Here is a 17,810-nt window from a genome sequence, read left to right on the forward strand (position 1 = left end):
GGTCGGGCGAGGAGACGGTCAGGGGCGCCGGACGGGCGCTGCGCGCCGACGGGTGGAGGATGGGGAGCATGAGCGAGGCACCCTCCGGACCCAGTGCGGGCGACCAGGTCATGGTCGTCGGACCCGACGGCCAGCCGGTCGGCACCGTGCGGATGCCGGGCGGCGAGGACGGCGGCGGCGAGGTCGTGGAGGACTCCGCCCAGGACGCCGAGAACAGCGAGGACCTCTCCGGAGCCGTCGAGGAGCCCGCGAAGGTCATGCGCATCGGTATGATGATCAAGCAGCTGCTCGAGGAGGTCCGCGGCACCGATCTCGACGACGCCAGCCGCGGGCGCCTGCGCGAGATCCACGCCTCGTCGCTGCGCGAGCTCGAGACGGCGCTCTCGCCCGAGCTGCGCGAGGAGCTCGCCCGCCTCGTCGAGCCGTTCGCCGCCGACGAGCCGCCCTCCGCCGGCGAGCTGCGCGTCGCCCAGGCCCAGCTCGTCGGCTGGCTCGAGGGGCTCTTCCACGGGATCCAGACCGCGCTGGTCGCCCAGCAGATGGCCGCCCGGGTGCAGCTCGAGCAGATGCGCAAGGGCCTGCCGGCCGGGTCGTCGGGCGCGGCGGCGGGCATGGGCACCACGGGCCAGTACCTCTGAGCGACGAGGTCGGCGCGCCCCTGCCGGGACGCGGAGCCGCACCCCCCGCGCAGGTACGCTCACCGGTCGTGGCCGTCCCCGCACTCGCGCGCCAGGACGCCGACGACCCGGCGCCCCTCGAGCACGCTCCGTCCCCGCGCAGCTGGGGGCGCGCGTTCGGGGACATCCGCAAGGCCGTGGACCAGCGCGAGCTCTGGGGTCACCTCGGCTGGCAGGACATCAAGCAGCGCTACCGCCGCTCGGTGATCGGGCCGCTGTGGATCACCATCAGCATGGCGGTCACCGCCGCGGCGCTGGGCGGGCTGTACTCGCAGCTGTTCGGGCAGCCCATCGGCACGTTCATGCCGTACGTGACCGTCGGCTTCATGATCTGGTACTTCATCAGCGCCTGCGTGCTGGAGGGCACCGAGACCTTCATCGCCAACGAGGGGCTCATCCGCTTCCTGCCGGCCCCGCTGATGATCTACGTCTTCCGGACGGTCTGGCGACAGATCCTCTTCTTCGCCCACAACGTCGTCGTCTACGTCATCGTGCTGGCGATCTTCTTCGGTCAGCTCGACCAGCCGTACCGGATGGTCAACGTGGTGCCGGGCACCGACGGCGAGCCCGGCATCCTGCACCCCGGCCTGAGCTGGTGGGCGTTGCTCGCGATCCCCGCGTTCATCGTCATCGTCATCAACGGGATGTGGGTGACCCTGCTGTTCGGGATCATCTCCGCGCGCTTCCGCGACATCCCGCCGGTGGTCGGTAGCTTCATGCAGCTGTTCTTCACGATGACGCCGATCATCTGGACCACCGACCTGCTGCAGGGCGGCGCGCCCGGCAGCATCAAGGCGATCATCGAACAGCTCGCGAAGCTGAACCCCTTCTACCACTTCATCGAGATCTTCCGGGCGCCGCTGGTCGGCCAGGTGCAGAGCTGGACGCACTGGGCCGTCGTCGGCGTCATCACGGTCGTCGGGTGGTCGCTCGCGCTGATCGCGCTGCGCAACTACCGCTCCCGCGTCGCGTACTGGGTGTGAGCCGAGCCATGGAAGAAATCTGATGGTCAGCATCGAGGTCCGCGGGGCGTCCGTCGAGTTCCCGATCTTCGACGCCAAGAACAGGTCGTTGAAGAAGTCCGTGCTCGGGCGCGCGGGCGGGCGCATCAGCGAGCAGAAGGTCCCCGTGGTGGAGGCCCTGCGCGACATCGACCTGACCCTCGGCGAGGGAGCCCGCGTCGGGCTCGTCGGGCACAACGGGGCGGGCAAGTCGACGCTGCTGCGCCTGCTCGCCGGCATCTACGAGCCGACCCGCGGGCGCGCGAGCATCCGTGGCCGCGTCGCGCCGGTATTCGACCTCGCGGTGGGCATGGACCCCGAGATCTCCGGCTACGAGAACATCCTCATCCGCGGCCTGTTCCTCGGGATGACGCGCCGCGAGATGGAGCGCCGTGTCGACGAGATCGCGGACTTCAGCGAGCTCGGCGACTACCTCAACATGCCGCTGCGGACCTACTCGACGGGCATGCGGGTGCGGCTCGCGCTCGGCGTCGTCACCTCGATCGACCCGGAGATCCTGATCCTCGACGAGGGCATCGGCGCGGTGGACGCCGCGTTCCTCGAGAAGGCGCGCGACCGCCTGCGCGACCTCGTCGGACGCTCGGGGATGCTCGTCTTCGCCTCGCACTCCGACGAGTTCCTCGTCGAGCTGTGCGACACCGCGATCTGGATGGACGGCGGGGTCATCCGCGAGCAGGGCCCGCTGCGCGACGTGGTCAGCCACTACAAGGGGCGCGACGTGTTCGAGAACCTCAGCCCGGAGACGATCGAGCGCCTCGAGCGGGCGAGCGTGACCGGGCCGTGAGCCCACCGCACGGCACCGACGCCGAGACCGTGACGGCTGTCGTCGTCACCCGACACCGGGCCGACCTGCTCGTCGACGGGCTCGCGGTGGTCGCGAAGCAGACCCGCCCGCCCGACCACCTGATCGTCGTCGACAACGGGCCCGACGAGGCGACCCGCGAGGTCGTCGAGAACTGCGGCCTGCCCGTCACCTACCTGCCGTCGCACCACAACCTCGGCGGCGCCGGCGGCTACGCGCTCGGCATGCTCACCGCGCTGGCGCGGGGCACCGACTGGCTCTGGCTGGCCGACGACGACGGCAGGCCCGTCGACGAGCACGTGCTGGCGACCCTGCTCGACGTCGCCCGCCGGCGCGGGCTGGCCGAGGTCTCCCCGGTCATCGCCGACATCGACGACCCCGACCGACTGGCGTTCCCGCTGCGCCAGGGCCTGCACTGGATGCGGCGCCGCAGCGAGCTCGCCGCGTACGGGGACGACGAGCTGCTGCCCGGCATCGCGCACCTGTTCAACGGCGCGCTGTTCCGCGCGAGCACCCTCGACGTCATCGGAGTGCCCGACCTGCGCCTGTTCGTCCGGGGCGACGAGGTCGAGGTCCATCGCCGGCTGGCCCGCTCCGGGCTGCCCTACGGCATCTGCCTCACCACGGCCTACGTCCACCCCGACGGCTCCGCCGAGTTCAAGCCGATGCTCGGCGGACGCCTGCATGCCCAGGATCCGGGGGACGCCACGAAGCGCTACTACACGTACCGCAACCGTGGCTATCTCCTCGCCCAGCCGGGTCTGCGGCGGTTCGGGGCGATCGAGCACCTGCGCTTCGCCTGGTACTTCCTGGTCTCCCGCCGGGATCCCGCCGCGCTGCGCGAGTGGCTGTCACTGGTCCGTCTCGGACGTCGCGAGCGCTTCCTGCGTCGCTGACGTCCCTCTCGCCCCAGGGGTCACCCGATCGATGAGCCACAGCATGGTCCACCTCACGGTGCCCACCGGCGCCCGGACTAACCTCGCCGCGTGCTGACCTCGGAACAGGCCGTCAGTCCGGCGCGCCCGGGCAGCGGCGACTCCGAGACCCCGGACGGGGGTCGTCCGACCCGGGGGCCGCGATGGCTGCGCTTCACGGCGGTCGGTCTCGGCCTGTTCGGCACGGTGCTGGCGCTGCTCTTCCCGTTCCTGCCCGTCGTGCAGGAGACCGCCACGATCTCGTGGCCGAGCGCGACCACCGGCACCCGTCCGGTCGACGCCCCGCTGGTGGCCTACCGGCCGGAGACGATGAGCGTCACCGTCCCCTGCCGGGCGATCCAGGACCTCGACGGTCGTACCGGCCCTGCGGCGAACGTGCTCTCGACGTACCCGCCGCTCTCGCCGGACGGCCCCTCGGTGGGCATGCGCCTGACCGTCGAGAACGGCCAGCTCGTCCTGAACGACCGCGGGCAGCAGATGGCCGCCGCCGCGGTGCCGCCCGGCGACTGCACGGTGCGCATCGTCTCGGACGCCGGCTCCACGCTCGTCGACCTCGGCATCGGGCAGGAGATCCGGCTGCCGTTCGACGCCCGTCCCCAGGTCGTCGGCATCTACTCCGACCTCGACCAGGACCGCGACGACGTCGCAGGCGTCGCGGTGTCGATCACTCCGGACACCCGTTTCGAGACCAGCCCGACGACGCTGAAGATCCTCGCCGGGCTCCTGGCGGTGCTGGCCGCGGGCGGCGGCGTCTGGGCCCTGCACGCCCTCGACGTCCGCGCGGGCCGGCGCGCGCCGCGCCTGGCGCCCAAGCGCTGGTGGTGGCCGACGAGCCGCGACGCCGTCGTCACCGTCGTGCTCGCGGTGTGGGCGGTGATCGGCAGCCAGACCTCCGACGACGGCTACATCCTGGGCATCGCCCGGGCGCGGGAGTCGGCGGGCTACATCGGCAACTACTACCGCTGGTTCAACGTCCCCGAGGCGCCGTTCGGCTGGTTCTACGAGCTCTACGCGCTCTGGATCCGCCTCGGAGACTCCATCCTGTGGTTGCGGCTGCCGTCGCTGATCATGGGGATCGCCTCCTGGATCCTCATCAGCCGCGAACTGCTGCCGCGCCTGGGCCAGCAGGTCCGGCGGTCGAAGGCGGCGGCCTGGGCGGCCGCGGGCGTGTTCCTCGCCTTCTGGCTGCCCTACAACAACGGGCTGCGCCCCGAGCCGGTCGTGGTGATCGCCGCCCTGCTCGCCTTCTGCGCCGTCGAGCGCGGCGTCGCGACCCGCCGCCTGGCGCCGGTGGCGCTGGGGCTGCTCGCCGCGGCGTTCGCGGTGGCGGCGACGCCAACGGGGCTCATCGCCGTCGCACCCTTCCTCTCCGCGGCCCGCCCGCTGTGGCGCCTCGTGATCGAGCGCGTGCGCTTCGGCGGCTGGCTGCCGGTGCTCGCCCCGGTCTCGGCGGCCGGCCTGCTCGTGCTCGTCCCGATCTTCTCCGACCAGACGTGGGCCGCGGTCTATGAGGCGACGCGGCTGCGCACCCTGCTCGGGCCGAACTGGACGTGGTTCCAGGAGGTCGTGCGCTACCAGTCCCTGTTCGGGACGGCGGCCGACGGCTCGCTCGCGCGCCGCTTCCCGGTGCTGCTGCTGATCCTCGGGATCGTCGTCTGCATGGTGGTGCTGCTGCGCCGCGACAAGATCGCCGGCGCCGCGCTCGGGCCGTCGCAGCGGCTCATCGGCTCGTCGGTGATCGCGTTCGCCGTACTCGCTCTGACCCCGACGAAGTGGACCCACCACTTCGGCGCCTTCGCCGCCCTCGGCGCCGGCATCGCCGCGCTGACGGCGCTGGCGACGTCGTCGGACGTCCTGCGCTCGCGCCGCAACCGCCTGCTGTTCCTGGCCGCCCTGTTCGCGATCCTGGCGCTGGCATTCACCGGCCCGAACACCTGGTGGTACACGAACAACTGGGGCGTGCCGTTCAACGGCGGCCCGCCCTTCTGGGACGGCTGGCCGTTCGCCTACGGCCTCGTCGAGCCGTGGCCGGTCTACTCGTTGTGCCTCCTGGTGTCGGTGATCCTGCTGGCGGCCGCCGGGATCGAGCACGTGCGCGGCGTGCCGCGGCCGCCGGAGGACGACGACGCCAAGCCCTCGGCCGCCTCGGCCGCCGTCGGGGCGGTGCTGGCCCCGCCGAAGGACGCGATCGACAAGCTGCGGGCGACCCGCGGCGGGTCGAGCGTGGAGCGCCGTGCCCGGGCCCTGCGCATCGGCTCGGCGCCGATCGCGCTGGTGTGTGCCGGGCTCCTCGCGTTCGAGATGGTCTCGATGACCGACGGGATCGAGGCCCAGGCCGGCAGCTTCTCGCTCGGCGGCGACGTGCTCGACCACCCCTTCGGCGACAGCTGTGGCCTCGCCGACCGCGTCCGCGTCGAGGGCTCGACGGTCGCCGGTGTCCTGCCGGTCGCGCCGGCGCCGACCGGGATCACCGCCGCCTCCGGCGTGCTGCCGACCGTCGCCCCGGCCACCCCGACCCCGACCACCACGACCGCCGACGGGGCCGGCTCGGGGTCGTCGGCCGGGGAGGGCGCGGGCGGCACCGACGGCGGTGGGACGACGACCACGACGCCGCCGACGACCTCCACCACCCCCGGGGCGGTCACGCCCGGCCAGCCGAGCCCGGCGCCGCTGCCCGCCAACACCGTGCCCGCGTCCGCCCCGGAGGCCCAGCTCGTCGACCCCCAGCCCGGCAACAGCGGGTTCACCGCCGCCGGCGCGACCCCGCCGGTCGGCGGCGGCACCGGGGTCTCGGGCTACGAGTACTCGCTGCGCAACGGCCTCGCCGACCAGGCGATCGGCTCCTACGACGCGGCCGGCACGGGCACCGGCGTCCTGCGCACCGACTGGTACTCGCTCGACGACGACCTCCGCGCGGGCACCACCCCGCTCGTCCTGTCCGTCGCCGGGCGGCTCAACGGCGGCAACTTCCTGACGATCCAGTTCGCCGACCGCCTGCCCGACGGGCGCGTGCGCATCCTCGGCCAGCAGCCGATCGACGACGGCCGCTTCGGCGAGCCGGGGTGGCGCGAGATCCGGCTCAACCTCGCCGGCGGCCCCGGGGCACAGGCCGACGAGGTGCGGCTGATCGCGCAGGATCGGGCGCTGGGCCCGGACGGGTGGCTGGCGATCGCGCCGATGCGCGGCCCCCAGCTCGTGCCGCTGACCCAGATCCTCGGCCCGGAGAACCCGGGCTACCTCGAGTGGCCCGTGCAGTTCGCGAGCCCCTGCCTGCGGCCGTTCGAGGTGCGCGACGGCATCGCCGAGGTCGCCCGCTACCGCCTCATCGGCGACGCGAGCCAGCTGCGCCCGGGTGGCGTGAACTGGTCGTCCTCCAACGCCGGCGGGCCGCTGGGGTGGATCGAGATCCTCGAGCGGCGCACCGAACTGCCGACCTACCTCGAGGGCCAGCCCCAGCGCGACTGGGGCATCGTCGAGCGCCTCGACCCCTACACCCCGAACGCCGCCGCGCCGGCGGTCACCCGCGGCGAGCGGACGATCTCGGGGACCTTCACCCCCGGCCCCATCGGCGACCCGCCGCCCGGGACCCCGTCGCCGGAGCGCTGAGCTCGCCCGCGGCGAACGCCCTGTCGACGTGCTTCACCTGTGGTTCGCCGCTTCTACCCGCGCACGATCCCCGTTCGCCCTCGGGCAGTGGACACGCCCCGCGCTCGCTCGCCCGAACGTCGGCTCGCTGGCGTCCGGATGCGCGCGCGTTCGTCTCAGGGGCGGGACCTCGCGCCGACCTCAGTCGCGGAAGATCACGGTGCGCATGACGATGAAGTTGATCGTCGTCGCGCAGGCCTGGGCGATGAACCAGGACAGGAAACCGGCGAGGGCGCCGGGGTTGATCGACGGCGCGTCCATGACGACCAGGACGAGGCTGGCGACGCCGACGTTGACCGCGAAGGTCGAGCCGTAGAGCAGCACGAAGCCGAGGAACTTCCCCGCGCCGCCGGAGGACGAGGCGAAGGTGAAACGGCGGTTGAGCAGGTAGGCCGTCGTGGTGCCGAGGATGAACGACACCGCCTTGGCCAGCGGCGCCCAGACGCCGAGGGCGAGGAGTCCGGCGTACACGCCGAGGTCGACGCCGGCGGCGACGGCGCCGATCGCCACGAATCGCACGAGCTGCGCCTTGAGCCCCAGGGGGGCGGGGCGCTCGCCGGTCTCGGCCGCGGTCATGGCTCGAGGGTACGAGGGAGCACCGGGCACCACGGAGCGGCCCCGCCGGGTCGGCCCTTGTCAGCGCACCGGGGGCGCGTCGATATCGTCGCAACCCATGGCCGTGGTGGCAGCGCAGGAGAGCCGGCCGGGCCCGGCCCCCGACGCCCCCGGCGACGAGACCGGTCCCGGGCGTCGTGGCGGCTCGCGCGCCGCCGGCTGGTGGCTCGCGGCGCTGGCGGCGCTCACCGTCGTGCTCGGGCTCGCGATCCCGCTGGCGCCGGTGATCGCGGACGACCCCGTCGTCACCTGGCCGAAGGCCGGCACGCCGGCGGCGTCGACGAGCCTGCCGCTGACGCCCTACCGCCCGCTGAGCATGACCGCCGACGTGCCGTGCGCCGCGCTGCGTCCGGGCGGCGACGCGCTGCGCACCCAGCCGGAGTCCGCCGGCACGCCCGGGCGGGGACTGACGGCCGGCACGAGCGGCGGCCGCGTCGTCATCACGAGCTCGGGCGCCACGGTGCTCGACGAGCTCCTCCCGCTGGGCGACTGCACCTACCGGATCGTCGCCGACCAGGCGGGCACGCGGGTGGAGCGCGACGGGCAGCTGCTCGTCGACCGGCCCGGCGCGCTCGTGCCGCAGGTCGCCGAGCTCGCCACCGACGCGCCGGGGACGCCGGGCCTCGCCGCGACCGTGCACACCGACGACCGGTACGCGTCGTTCCCGAGCACCCTGAAGCTCGTCCTGCTCGTGCTCCACGCGCTCGCGCTGGCGGCGACGCTGTGGATGGCGGTCCGGCGGTGGCGCGGCCGGGGACCCGGCCTCGAACGACCACGGTTCCACCCGGCGGACGCCGTCGTGCTGCTCGTCTCGGCGGCGTGGGTGGTGCTCGGGCCGCTGCAGAACGACGACTCCTGGTACACGGCGATGGCCCGGGCCGCGACGCCGACGGGCTACATCGGCAACCAGATCTACATGTTCAACACGACGGAGAACCCGTTCGTGCTGTCCCAGTACCTCATGGCGCTCTGGGGCCACCTCGGCGTCGCGATCGGGCTGCCGGGCTGGGGCCTGCTGTGGATGCGCCTGCTGCCGCTGCTGCTCGGCCTCGTGACGTGGTGGCTGCTGCGGACCCTGCTGGTCACCCTGCTCGGCCGGTCCGGACGTCTGCCCGGTGTCGCGTGGGCGCTGCTGCTCGCGCACCTCGCGTGGTGGCTGCCGTACGGGATGGCGCTGCGGCCGGAGGTCGTCATCGTCCCGCTGTCCGCGGGCGTGCTCGTGCTCGCCGAGCTCGCGCGCCGGCGCCAGGCCGTCGGTCCCCTGATCCCGGCGACGGCCCTCGCCGCGCTCGCGGTGAGCGTCTCGCCGTCGGGGCTGGTGGCCGCGGCACCCGTGGTCGTGGCGCTGCCGTGGTTGTGGCGCTGGCTCGTGGCCCGCGGCTGGCGCTCGCGGCTCGGCGCGGCGGGGGCCGTGATCGCCGCCGGGACGATCGCGATCCCGATCGGCTTCGGCGACGCGACCCTGGGTGACGTCATCGAGGCCACCGACGTCCACAGCTGGTACTACCTGACCTTCCCCTGGTACGAGGAGTGGGCCCACTACCGGACGATGATCGAGACCGGGACGTGGGGACGCCGGCTGCCGGTGCTGCTCACGGTGGTGCTCCTGGTCGTCGTGTCGATCGGCAGCGGACGCGGCCCGGGCAGCGGACGTCTGCGCGACGCCACCCTCGCGACCGCGGTGACCACCGCCGTCGCGCTGGGCCTGCTCGCGCTCGGCCCGACGAAGTGGGTCAACCACTTCGGGGCGGTCGCGGCACCGGCCACCGTGCTGCTCGCGCTGACGCTGCTGCACTCGCCGCTGCCCCGTCGCGCCGGCGCGCTCGTGAGCGGGGCGTCCGTGCTGCTCATCAGCGGCGCGACCGTGCTCGGGTTCGCCGGGCCGAACACCTGGAAGCCCTACAGCGACCGCGGCCAGCCCTTCGGCGACCACCTCGACATCGAGATCTCGATGCTCGACCTCGAGCAGTTCGCCCCGCACTGGGACCAGTTCTACCTGCGCGACGTCTGGTGGTGGCTGCTCGTCGCGGTGGTCGCCTCCGCCTGGCTGTGGTGGCGGCGCCGCGCGAAGAAGCGCACCTACGGCGTGACCCCCGAGCGCGCGGTGCTCGTCACCGCCACGACGGTCCTGGTCGGGCTGCTGATCGCGGTGATGGTGCTGGCGCCCGTGTGGCAGGGCGCGGGCTGGAGCGTCGCGGGCAGCCAGATGCAGGCGCTGGCGGGACGCGGGTGCGGCCTCGGCGAGGCGGCCACGGTGATGGCCCGGACCCGCGAGGACGTCGGGACACCCACCACCCCGGACACCCGCACCGGCGACTTCGCCCTCGCCGCGGACGACCCGTCCCCCGTCCCGGCGCCCAACCCCGGACCGGTGTGGCACGACCAGGTCGAGCTCGTGCCCGGCGCCGACCCCACCATCCCGCCGCCCGGCGTCACCGGCCTCGGCACCCTGACCACCGGTTGGTTCCCGCTGCCCGTCACCGACCCGATCGACCCCGAGGCGCCCACCCACCTCGTCGTCCCCGTCGCGGGCAACGACCCCGATCGCCAGCGGGTCGTCGTCCAGTTCGGCTCCGGCGATCCGAACGCGCCGGTCGAGGCCGAGTCCGTGGTGGCGACGCCCGTCGGCGGGTTCACCGCCCGGCAGTGGCAGGAGGTTCCGGTGCAGCTCCCGGGCAGCCGCCCGACCGCGGCGCGCGTCGTGGTCGAGGACCGCGTCGCCGGGCCGGAGAGCGCCCTCGCGGCCGCGGCGCCGCACCTGGCCCGCATGCAGCCGGTGGGCACCCTCGTGGACGCCGCCGCCCGGCCGGACCCGGACGTGGTCGCCGGCGGGGCGTTCGCCGACCAGCTCTCGGTCGTGCTCTGGCCCTGCGTCGACCAGGTCTCCGTCCAGGACGGCATCGCCCCGACCCCGACCCTGCGTCTCAACGCCGCCGAGAACACCCCCGAGTTCATCCTGACCAACCCGACCTACGAGTCGTGGGGCGGCACGATGGTCCAGTCGGAGCGGACCTGGGCCACCGTGCGCCCGTTCTCCGCGCTCCCCGACGGCGGGGTGCCCGCGCTGCCGTGGGGCACCGTCGAGCGGATCGTCTACGACCACCCGACCGACGGCTACGACCTCCGCGTCGACCAGGTCTCCCGCGGCGGGTTGGAGCGGTTCGCGACGCTGGCGTCCGAGGAGTACTCGGGGCGTGAGTACCTCGGCTGAGACGACCCCGCCCCGGCTCGTCAGGCAGGGTCCCGGGCTGCTCCTGGCCTCGGCCGTGCTCACGCTGCTGTGCGCGATCGCGTTCCCCCTCGCGCCGGTGACGCAGCCCGTCGTGACGTTCTCCTGGCCACAGGCGCCGGGGCAGACCGCCGCCGCGCTGCCGCTCATGCCGTACCAGCCGGTGGCGCTGGACGCCGCGGTGAGCTGCGACGCGCTCGCGGCCACGCCGCCCGGGGCGACGACGCTGGCCACCACCCCGCCGGGCACCCCGTCCGCGCCCGTCGGGGGGCTGACCGTCCGTCCGGTGCCGGGCGGCGCGCTGGTGACGAGCAACGGCGAGGCCCTCGCCGCGGTGGCCCTGCCGCGCGGCCCGTGCACGCTGGGCGTGGCGTCGACACCGTCGGCGACGACGGTCCTCCTCGACGGCCGGGTCGTGGCGTCCCGCGAGGGCGACGTCCGTCCCGTCGTGGCCGCGGTGGTCACCGGGGCGCCGGGCACCGACGGTCTGTCCCTGTCGCTGCGCACCGACACCCGCTTCCAGACCACCCCGGGCGTGCTGAAGTACCTGCTCGGGCTGGGGGTGCTGGTCGGGCTCGCCGGGATGGCCGCCGGCGCGTGGCGACGCGACGGGCGGTCGTTCGCCCGTCCTCGTCGGCCACGACCGCGGCCGGTCGACGCGGTGGTGACCCTCGGTCTCGCCGGGTGGGCGGTGGTGGGCCCCGCGACGGTCGACGACGGCTACATCGCGGGCATCCTGCGGGCGCGCGACTCCAGCGGCTTCACCGGCAACGTCTACCGCTGGCTCAACGCGCCCGAGGCGCCGTTCAGCTGGTTCTACGAGCTCACGCGGGCCTGGGCGGAGCTGGCGCCCGGGGCCCCGTCGGTGCTCTGGCTGCGCGTCCCCGCGACCGTGCTCGGGCTGCTCATCTGGATCCTGCTGCGCCGCCACGCCCTGCCCCGCCTCGGTCCGGCCCTGCGCCGGCCGGGGGCGACGTGGGTCGCCGCGGCGGCGTTCGCGGCGTGGTGGCTGCCGTTCGGGCTCTCGCTGCGCCCCGAGCCGTGGCTCGCGCTGGGCGTGCTGGCCGTCTGGGTGTGCGTGGAGCGGGCCGTGGCCACGCGGACGCTCCTGCCGCTGCTCGGGGCCGGGGTGGTCGCGGGGTTCACGGTGGCGCTGACGCCGGGCGCGCTGCTGGGCCTCGCGCCGCTGCTCGTGGCGCTGCCCGCGCTGGCCCGGGCGGGGCCCGGTAGGCGAGAGGGGTGGTTCCGCACGCTCGTCGTCGTGGCCGGGCTGGCCGTCGCCGTGCTGCCGATGGCCGCCGACCAGTCGCTCGCGGGGCTGCTCGAGGCCACGCGGGTGCGCCAGCTCGTCGGAGGCGGGCAGCCGTGGTGGCAGGAGCTGTCGCGCTACTCCTCGCTCCTGGAGCCGGGCAACGTGCAGGGCGGGATCGGGGCGCGGCTCGCGGTGCTGCTGACCCTGCTCGCGCTGGCCGCCGTCGCGTGGGCGGTGCTCGCGGTCCGGGTGCGCGCGGGGGTCGCGGTGGGCCCGGTGCGGCGGCTGCTCGCCGTCACGGCGCTCGGACCGGTGACCCTGATCGTCAGCCCGACCAAGTGGACGCTGCACTTCGGCGAGCTCGCGGGTGTCGGCACGGCGGTGCTGACGCTGTTCGTGGTGCTGTGGTCGCCGCGGCTCGTGGCGTCGGTCGCGCGGCTGCGAGGGCCCGCCCTCGTCGTCGTGCTGGGTGGCCTCGGGCTCGTGACGACGCTCGTGCTCATCGGCTACAACCAGTGGGCGTGGGCCTCCGCGTGGGGCGTGTTCTGGAACGACATCCCCCCGCAGATCGCCCGCGTGGCACTGGGCGACATCGCGCTGCCGGTGACGATCGTGGGCACGCTGGTGCTCGGCGTGCTCGTGGCCGTGCGCGGACGGGCGCCCCGCCGGCTGGCCCGGGTGCTGGCGCCGGGGACGGTGGCGCTGGTCCTCGTGATCGCGGTGATCGCGCTGGAGGGCGGCTCGTTCCTCAAGGTCACCGCTGACCGGCGCGGCACGTTCAGCTACGGCTCGGACTCCGTCGCGGCCCTGCGCGGCGACCCCTGCGGGCTGGCCTCGGACCTCGCGGTGGAGACCGATCCCCGGGCGGGCGTGCTGGTCCCCGGTCCGCCCTCGATCGACGAAGCGGATTTCCTGGCACCCAGTGCAAGCGAGGACGCAGGGCTTGCACCGGGCACGCGATTCCTGCCCACCTCCCCGCAGACGCCGGCCGCGGTGCCGCTGGCGATCGGGGGGACGGAGCTCCCGGGCTGGGCGGCGCCGGTGACGTCGCCGGACGAGGGCCCCGCGCAGCTGCGGTCGGACTGGTTCGTGCTGCCGCCCGAGGCGCGCGAGCGGCGCGCGCCGGTGGTCGTCACCGCGAGCGGGTCGGTGTCGGCGGGCTCGGTGAGCCTCGAGTTCGCGGCGTCGCCGGGCGAGGCACCGATCGCGGAGACCCCGGGCGGCCCGATGAGCGGCGTCGCCCCGCGCGACCTCCGGGCGCTCGCTCCCGAGGGCACGTCGCTGGTCCGGGTGCGGGCGACGAGCGCGGCGCGCGACGCCGAGGACGCCCGGACCGCGACGCCCGTCGGGCGCACGCCCGACCTCCCGGTCGCCGTCAGCCTGCCCCGGGTGCCGCGCACGGTGCCGTTCGACGACGTCGTCCCGCCCGGCAGCACCGCGCTCGTCGACTGGCCCGTCGCCTTCGCCTTCGGATGCCTCGTCCCGCCGCCGCTCACTGGAGGGACGGCGGGCATCCCGCCCTGGCGCGTGACGCCGCCCGGCCTCGCCGACACCGGCGAGATCGAGGTCGCCCCGACCACCGGCGGCCCGTTCCTCACCCCGCGGCTGCTGGTCGAGGAGATCCGCCTGCCGGTGTACCTCGACGGCGACCCGACCCGCGACGCCGTCGGCCTCGCGCGCTGGGTGCCGCGCCTGCCCCTCGGGGCCCTGTCGCCGCAGGTCGGCGAGGAGACCGTCGCCGGTTGGACCCGGACGGGACGCGCGGGAATCCCCGTCCTGGACACCCCCTAGACTCGCGCGGGATGCCTCGCTCCGTGAAGACGCTCGCCGGGTGGGCGCGCACCGCCCCGAGTCGGGCCACCGTGCTCTCCGGCGACGAGGTCGCCTCCACCGAGGCACTGGCGGAGGCGATCGCCGGAGCAGGGCACCGCGGGGTCATCGCCCGCGGCCTCGGGCGCTCCTACGGCGACACCGCGCAGAACGCCGGCGGCCTCGTCCTCGACATGACCGCCCGCGACCGCATCCACTCCGTCGACGCGGAGACGGGGCTGGTCGACCTCGACGCCGGAGTCTCGCTCGATCGCCTCATGCGCGTCGCCCTGCCCTTCGGGCTCTGGGTGCCGGTACTGCCGGGCACCCGCCAGGTCACGATCGGCGGCGCGATCGCCAACGACATCCACGGCAAGAACCACCACTCGGCGGGCAGCTTCGGCCAGCACGTCGTGTCGATGGACCTGCTCACGGGCACCGGCGAGGTCCGCCACCTCGAGCCGGACGGCGTGGAGTCCGAGCTGTTCTGGGCCACGGTCGGCGGCATCGGCCTGACCGGGGTGATCCTGCGCGCGACGGTCCGGATGACGAAGACCGAGACCGCCTACTTCGTCGCCGACACCGAGCGCACCGCAAACCTCGACGAGACGATCGAACGCTTCTCCGACGGCTCGGACGAGGCCTACGACTACTCGTCGGCGTGGTTCGACTCGATCTCCACGGGGTCGAAGCTGGGGCGCGCCGCGCTCGGACGGGGCTCGCTGGCCCGGCTCGACGAGCTGCCCACGAAGCTCCGCAGCGACCCCCTGAAGTTCGACGCCCCGACGCTCGCGAACCTGCCCGACGTCTTCCCGAACGGCCTGGCCAACAAGCTCACGTTCTCGGCGATCGGCGAGCTGTACTACCGCAAGACGAAGAACAAGCGGGGCCAGATCCAGAACCTGACGGCCTTCTACCACCCCCTCGACCTGTTCGGGGACTGGAACCGGGCGTACGGGTCGAAGGGCTTCCTGCAGTACCAGTTCATCGTCCCGCTGGACGCCGAGGCCGAGTTCCGGGCGATCGTGCGCGACATCGCCGAGTCCGGGCACGTCTCGTTCCTCAACGTCTTCAAGAAGTTCGGCGAGGGCAACCGCGCGCCGCTGTCCTTCCCCATGCCGGGGTGGAACATCTGCGTCGACTTCCCGATCGTCGACGGGCTCGGCGCCTTCTGCCGCTCCCTCGACGAGCGCGTGCTGGCCATGGGCGGTCGCCTCTACACCGCCAAGGACTCGCGCACCGATCCCGACACCTTCGCCGCCATGTACCCGCGGCTGGACGAGTGGCGCAAGGTCCGCGACGCCGCCGACCCCGACGGCGTGTTCGCCTCGGACATGTCGCGCCGCCTCCGGCTCACCTCCTGAGGAGAACCATGATCGACGCTGTCGGCCACCCCTCGTCGCTGCTGCTGCTGGGCGGCACCTCGGAGATCGGCCTCGCCACGGCCGAGAAGTACCTCGAGGGCGGTCCGGTGCGCGTGGTGCTCGCCGGACGCCAGTCGCCGCGGCTCGCCGACGCCGCCGCCCGGCTCACCCGCGCGGGCGCGACGATCGAGACCGTCGAGTTCGACGCCCGCGACGCGGCGGTGCACACCGAGGCCGTCCGCAAGGCCTTCGCCGGCGGCGACATCGACGTCGCGATCGTCGCGTTCGGGCTGCTCGGCGACCAGGAGAAGGCCTGGCAGGACATCGACGTCGCCGTCGAGCTCGCCGAGGTCAACTACGTCGCCGCGGTGTCCGTCGGTGTGGCGCTGGCCGCGGAGTTCCGCCGCCAGGGCCACGGGCACCTCGTCGCGCTGTCGTCGGTGGCCGCCGAGCGCGCCCGGCGCTCCAACTTCGTCTACGGCTCGACCAAGGCCGGGCTGGACGCGTTCTACACGGGCCTCACCGAGGCGCTGCGCAGCGAGGGCATCGGCGTCACGGTCGTCCGCCCCGGCTTCGTGCACACCAAGATGACCGAGGGCCTGTCGCCCGCCCCGCTCTCGACCACCCCGGAGAAGGTCGCCGAGGTCATCGTCTCGGCGGTGTCGTCGGGCAAGGAGCAGGTCTGGGCGCCCGCGCCGCTGCGCGCGGTGATGACCGTCCTGCGCCACATCCCGCGCCCGATCTTCCGCCGCCTGCCCGTCTAGTTCGGGTCGCGGTGTCCGATCCGGGGCCCGTCGTTCGTCAGGATGACGACGGCACCGGATGGACGTGGGAGGAGCGACGCCGTGGCGCGCTACGTGTTCCTGATGTACGACCCCGAGGACTGGCACGACACCGTCGACGAGCAGGGCGTGGTCGACGAGTTCCGGCTGCACGAGGAGTTCATGACCGCCGTGGTCGAGGCCGGGGCGAGCGTGGTCGGCGGGGAGGCGCTCGAGCGGTCGTCGACCGCGAGCACCGTGCGCCGCGGCGAGGGTGACCCCATGGTCACCGACGGCCCCTTCGCCGACACCAAGGAGGCCCTCGGCGGCTTCTACGTCATCGAGGCCCCCGACCTCGACGTCGCGCTGCACCTCGCGGCGGTGTGCCCGGCCGGGACCATCGAGGTGCGCCCGGTGATGGAGATGCCCGACGGCGTGTGATGGCGGCGCTCGACGAGGTCTTCCGCCGGGCCTGGCCCGTGGTGGTCGCGTCGACGGCTCGGCTGACCCGCGACCTCGACCTGGCCGAGGACTGCACGCAGGAGGCGTTCGAGCCCGCGGTGGCGAGCTGGTCGGCCACCCCGCCGGACAACCCGGCGGGGTGGCTGACCACGACGGCCCGCCGGGTCGCGCTCGACCGGCTACGTCGCGACGCGGTCCTGGCCCGCAGACTGCCGCTGCTGGTGGAGCCGGGCGGCGCGGACGAGGGCGATCCCCCGCCGACCGACCCGCTCCGGCTCGTCTTCATCTGCTGCCACCCGGCGCTGGCCCGCGAGTCGCAGGTGGCGCTGACGCTCCGCCTCGTCTGCGGGGTGGACGTCCCCGCGATCGCCGCCGTCCTCCTCACGGGCGAGGCGGCCGTCGCCCGCCGGATCACCCGCGCCAAGCAGAAGATCGCGACGGCGCGCATCCCGTTCCGCGTCCCGCCCGAGGAGGACCTCCCGGCCCGGCTGGACACCGTGCTGACCGTCGTGCACCTCGCCTACACCGCCGGACACGTCGCGGCCCGCGGGGCGCTGCGCGACGATGCGCTGACCGAGCGCGCCACGGCCCTGGCCCGCATGCTCGTCCGGCTCCTACCCGACGAGCCCGAGCCGCCGGCGCTCCTCGCGCTCGTCCTGCTCACCGAGGCCCGCGGGCCGAGCCGGACGACCTCCGACGGCGACCTCGTCCTGCTCGCCGACCAGGACCGGTCCCGGTGGGATCGCGCGCTGATCCGGGAGGGCCTCGTCCTCGCGACTGCGGCGTTGCGGCACCCGCGGCACGGCCGCTTCGCTCTGCAGGCCGCCGTCGCCGGGCTGCACGCGACGGCCCCGAGCTGGTCGGACACCGCGTGGGCGCAGATCGTGACGACCTACGACGCCCTCATGCGACGGTGGCCGTCACCCGTGGTCGCGCTCAACCGCGCGGCGGCGCGCAGCCGCCTCGAGCACGCCGACCTCGACGAGGTGCTGCACGACATCGACGCCCTCGCGCCCGACCTCGCCGGCTATCCCTACCTGCCGGCGGCCCGCGCGGACGTGCTCGCCCGGCTCGGACGGAGCGACGAGGCGGCGCGGGCTTACGACGACGCGCTGGCGTTGACCACGAACCCCACCGAGCGGCGGTACCTGGCGCGCCGGCGCACCGAGCTCGAGCCTTCCGACGACCGGTGATCGAAGTACCGATACGGACACTGAACGTCTGCGACGGCACTTCG

At 74.2% G+C, this 17,810-nt stretch carries 12 protein-coding genes; 11 read left to right on the forward strand and 1 reads right to left on the reverse strand.

All coding sequences use genetic code 11. The annotated features are described in order from the left end of the window. The first annotated feature begins 59 nt into the window (after window positions 1-59). The 5 genes from PH189_RS02705 to PH189_RS02725 all read left to right on the forward strand — a co-directional run bounded on the left by PH189_RS02705 (window position 60) and on the right by PH189_RS02725 (window position 7,042). Complete coding sequence (locus PH189_RS02705; RefSeq protein ID WP_274187212.1) at window positions 60-638, forward strand: bacterial proteasome activator family protein; 579 nt, start codon at window positions 60-62, stop codon at window positions 636-638. A 68-nt stretch (window positions 639-706) separates the two neighbouring features. Beyond that, window positions 707-1,660 (forward strand): galactan export ABC transporter permease subunit Wzm/RfbD, encoded by a 954-nt coding sequence (wzm, locus tag PH189_RS02710; RefSeq protein ID WP_274187213.1) that lies wholly within the window; start codon window positions 707-709, stop codon window positions 1,658-1,660. Between the two features lie 22 nt (window positions 1,661-1,682). Then, entirely contained in the window at window positions 1,683-2,483 is an 801-nt protein-coding gene (wzt, locus tag PH189_RS02715; RefSeq protein ID WP_274187214.1) for a galactan export ABC transporter ATP-binding subunit Wzt/RfbE, read from the forward strand. Further along, complete coding sequence (gene glfT1 / locus PH189_RS02720) at window positions 2,480-3,397, forward strand: galactofuranosyltransferase GlfT1 (RefSeq protein WP_274187215.1); 918 nt, start codon at window positions 2,480-2,482, stop codon at window positions 3,395-3,397. The genes wzt and glfT1 overlap by 4 nt, the downstream gene beginning before the upstream one ends. Before the next feature lie 90 nt (window positions 3,398-3,487). Next, complete coding sequence (locus tag PH189_RS02725) at window positions 3,488-7,042, forward strand: arabinosyltransferase domain-containing protein (protein ID WP_274187216.1); 3,555 nt, start codon at window positions 3,488-3,490, stop codon at window positions 7,040-7,042. A gap of 180 nt (window positions 7,043-7,222) precedes the next feature. On the opposite strand, the gene PH189_RS02730 is transcribed toward PH189_RS02725, so the two are convergent. After that, the gene (locus PH189_RS02730; protein ID WP_274187217.1) at window positions 7,223-7,657 is read right to left on the reverse strand and encodes a GtrA family protein; all 435 of its coding nucleotides are present in this window, start codon (window positions 7,655-7,657) and stop codon (window positions 7,223-7,225) included. A 97-nt stretch (window positions 7,658-7,754) separates the two neighbouring features. On the opposite strand from PH189_RS02730, the gene PH189_RS02735 reads away from it, so the two are divergent. The 6 genes from PH189_RS02735 to PH189_RS02760 all read left to right on the forward strand — a co-directional run bounded on the left by PH189_RS02735 (window position 7,755) and on the right by PH189_RS02760 (window position 17,766). Next, entirely contained in the window at window positions 7,755-10,907 is a 3,153-nt protein-coding gene (locus PH189_RS02735) for an arabinosyltransferase domain-containing protein (RefSeq protein ID WP_274187218.1), read from the forward strand. After that, complete coding sequence (locus tag PH189_RS02740) at window positions 10,891-13,968, forward strand: arabinosyltransferase domain-containing protein (protein WP_274187219.1); 3,078 nt, start codon at window positions 10,891-10,893, stop codon at window positions 13,966-13,968. The genes PH189_RS02735 and PH189_RS02740 overlap by 17 nt, the downstream gene beginning before the upstream one ends. 11 nt (window positions 13,969-13,979) lie before the next feature. Further along, window positions 13,980-15,350, forward strand: coding sequence for a decaprenylphosphoryl-beta-D-ribose oxidase (locus PH189_RS02745; protein WP_274187220.1), 1,371 nt, complete (start codon window positions 13,980-13,982; stop codon window positions 15,348-15,350). Between the two features lie 8 nt (window positions 15,351-15,358). Beyond that, window positions 15,359-16,114 carry a decaprenylphospho-beta-D-erythro-pentofuranosid-2-ulose 2-reductase gene (locus PH189_RS02750; RefSeq protein WP_274187221.1) on the forward strand — a complete coding sequence of 252 codons (756 nt, stop codon included), beginning with the start codon at window positions 15,359-15,361 and terminating at the stop codon, window positions 16,112-16,114. An 81-nt stretch (window positions 16,115-16,195) separates the two neighbouring features. Next, complete coding sequence (locus PH189_RS02755) at window positions 16,196-16,552, forward strand: YciI family protein (RefSeq protein WP_274187222.1); 357 nt, start codon at window positions 16,196-16,198, stop codon at window positions 16,550-16,552. Further along, entirely contained in the window at window positions 16,552-17,766 is a 1,215-nt protein-coding gene (locus PH189_RS02760) for an RNA polymerase sigma factor (RefSeq protein WP_274187223.1), read from the forward strand. The genes PH189_RS02755 and PH189_RS02760 overlap by 1 nt, the downstream gene beginning before the upstream one ends. Window positions 17,767-17,810: the final 44 nt, after the last annotated feature.

It is taken from the genome of Actinomycetospora chibensis, assembly GCF_028737215.1.
In the GTDB taxonomy this organism is placed as follows: domain Bacteria; phylum Actinomycetota; class Actinomycetes; order Mycobacteriales; family Pseudonocardiaceae; genus Actinomycetospora; species Actinomycetospora chibensis.

What these genes read in the sequence shown, in the direction of transcription:
- wzt (WP_274187214.1), top strand. Translation starts at nt 1,683, where the DNA reads ATGGTCAGCATCGAGGTCCGCGGGGCGTCCGTCGAGTTCCCGATCTTC.
- PH189_RS02745 (WP_274187220.1), top strand. Translation starts at nt 13,980, where the DNA reads ATGCCTCGCTCCGTGAAGACGCTCGCCGGGTGGGCGCGCACCGCCCCG.
- PH189_RS02705 (WP_274187212.1), top strand. Translation starts at nt 60, where the DNA reads ATGGGGAGCATGAGCGAGGCACCCTCCGGACCCAGTGCGGGCGACCAG.
- PH189_RS02760 (WP_274187223.1), top strand. Translation starts at nt 16,552, where the DNA reads ATGGCGGCGCTCGACGAGGTCTTCCGCCGGGCCTGGCCCGTGGTGGTC.
- PH189_RS02750 (WP_274187221.1), top strand. Translation starts at nt 15,359, where the DNA reads ATGATCGACGCTGTCGGCCACCCCTCGTCGCTGCTGCTGCTGGGCGGC.
- PH189_RS02730 (WP_274187217.1), bottom strand. Translation starts at nt 7,657, where the DNA reads ATGACCGCGGCCGAGACCGGCGAGCGCCCCGCCCCCCTGGGGCTCAAG.
- PH189_RS02735 (WP_274187218.1), top strand. Translation starts at nt 7,755, where the DNA reads ATGGCCGTGGTGGCAGCGCAGGAGAGCCGGCCGGGCCCGGCCCCCGAC.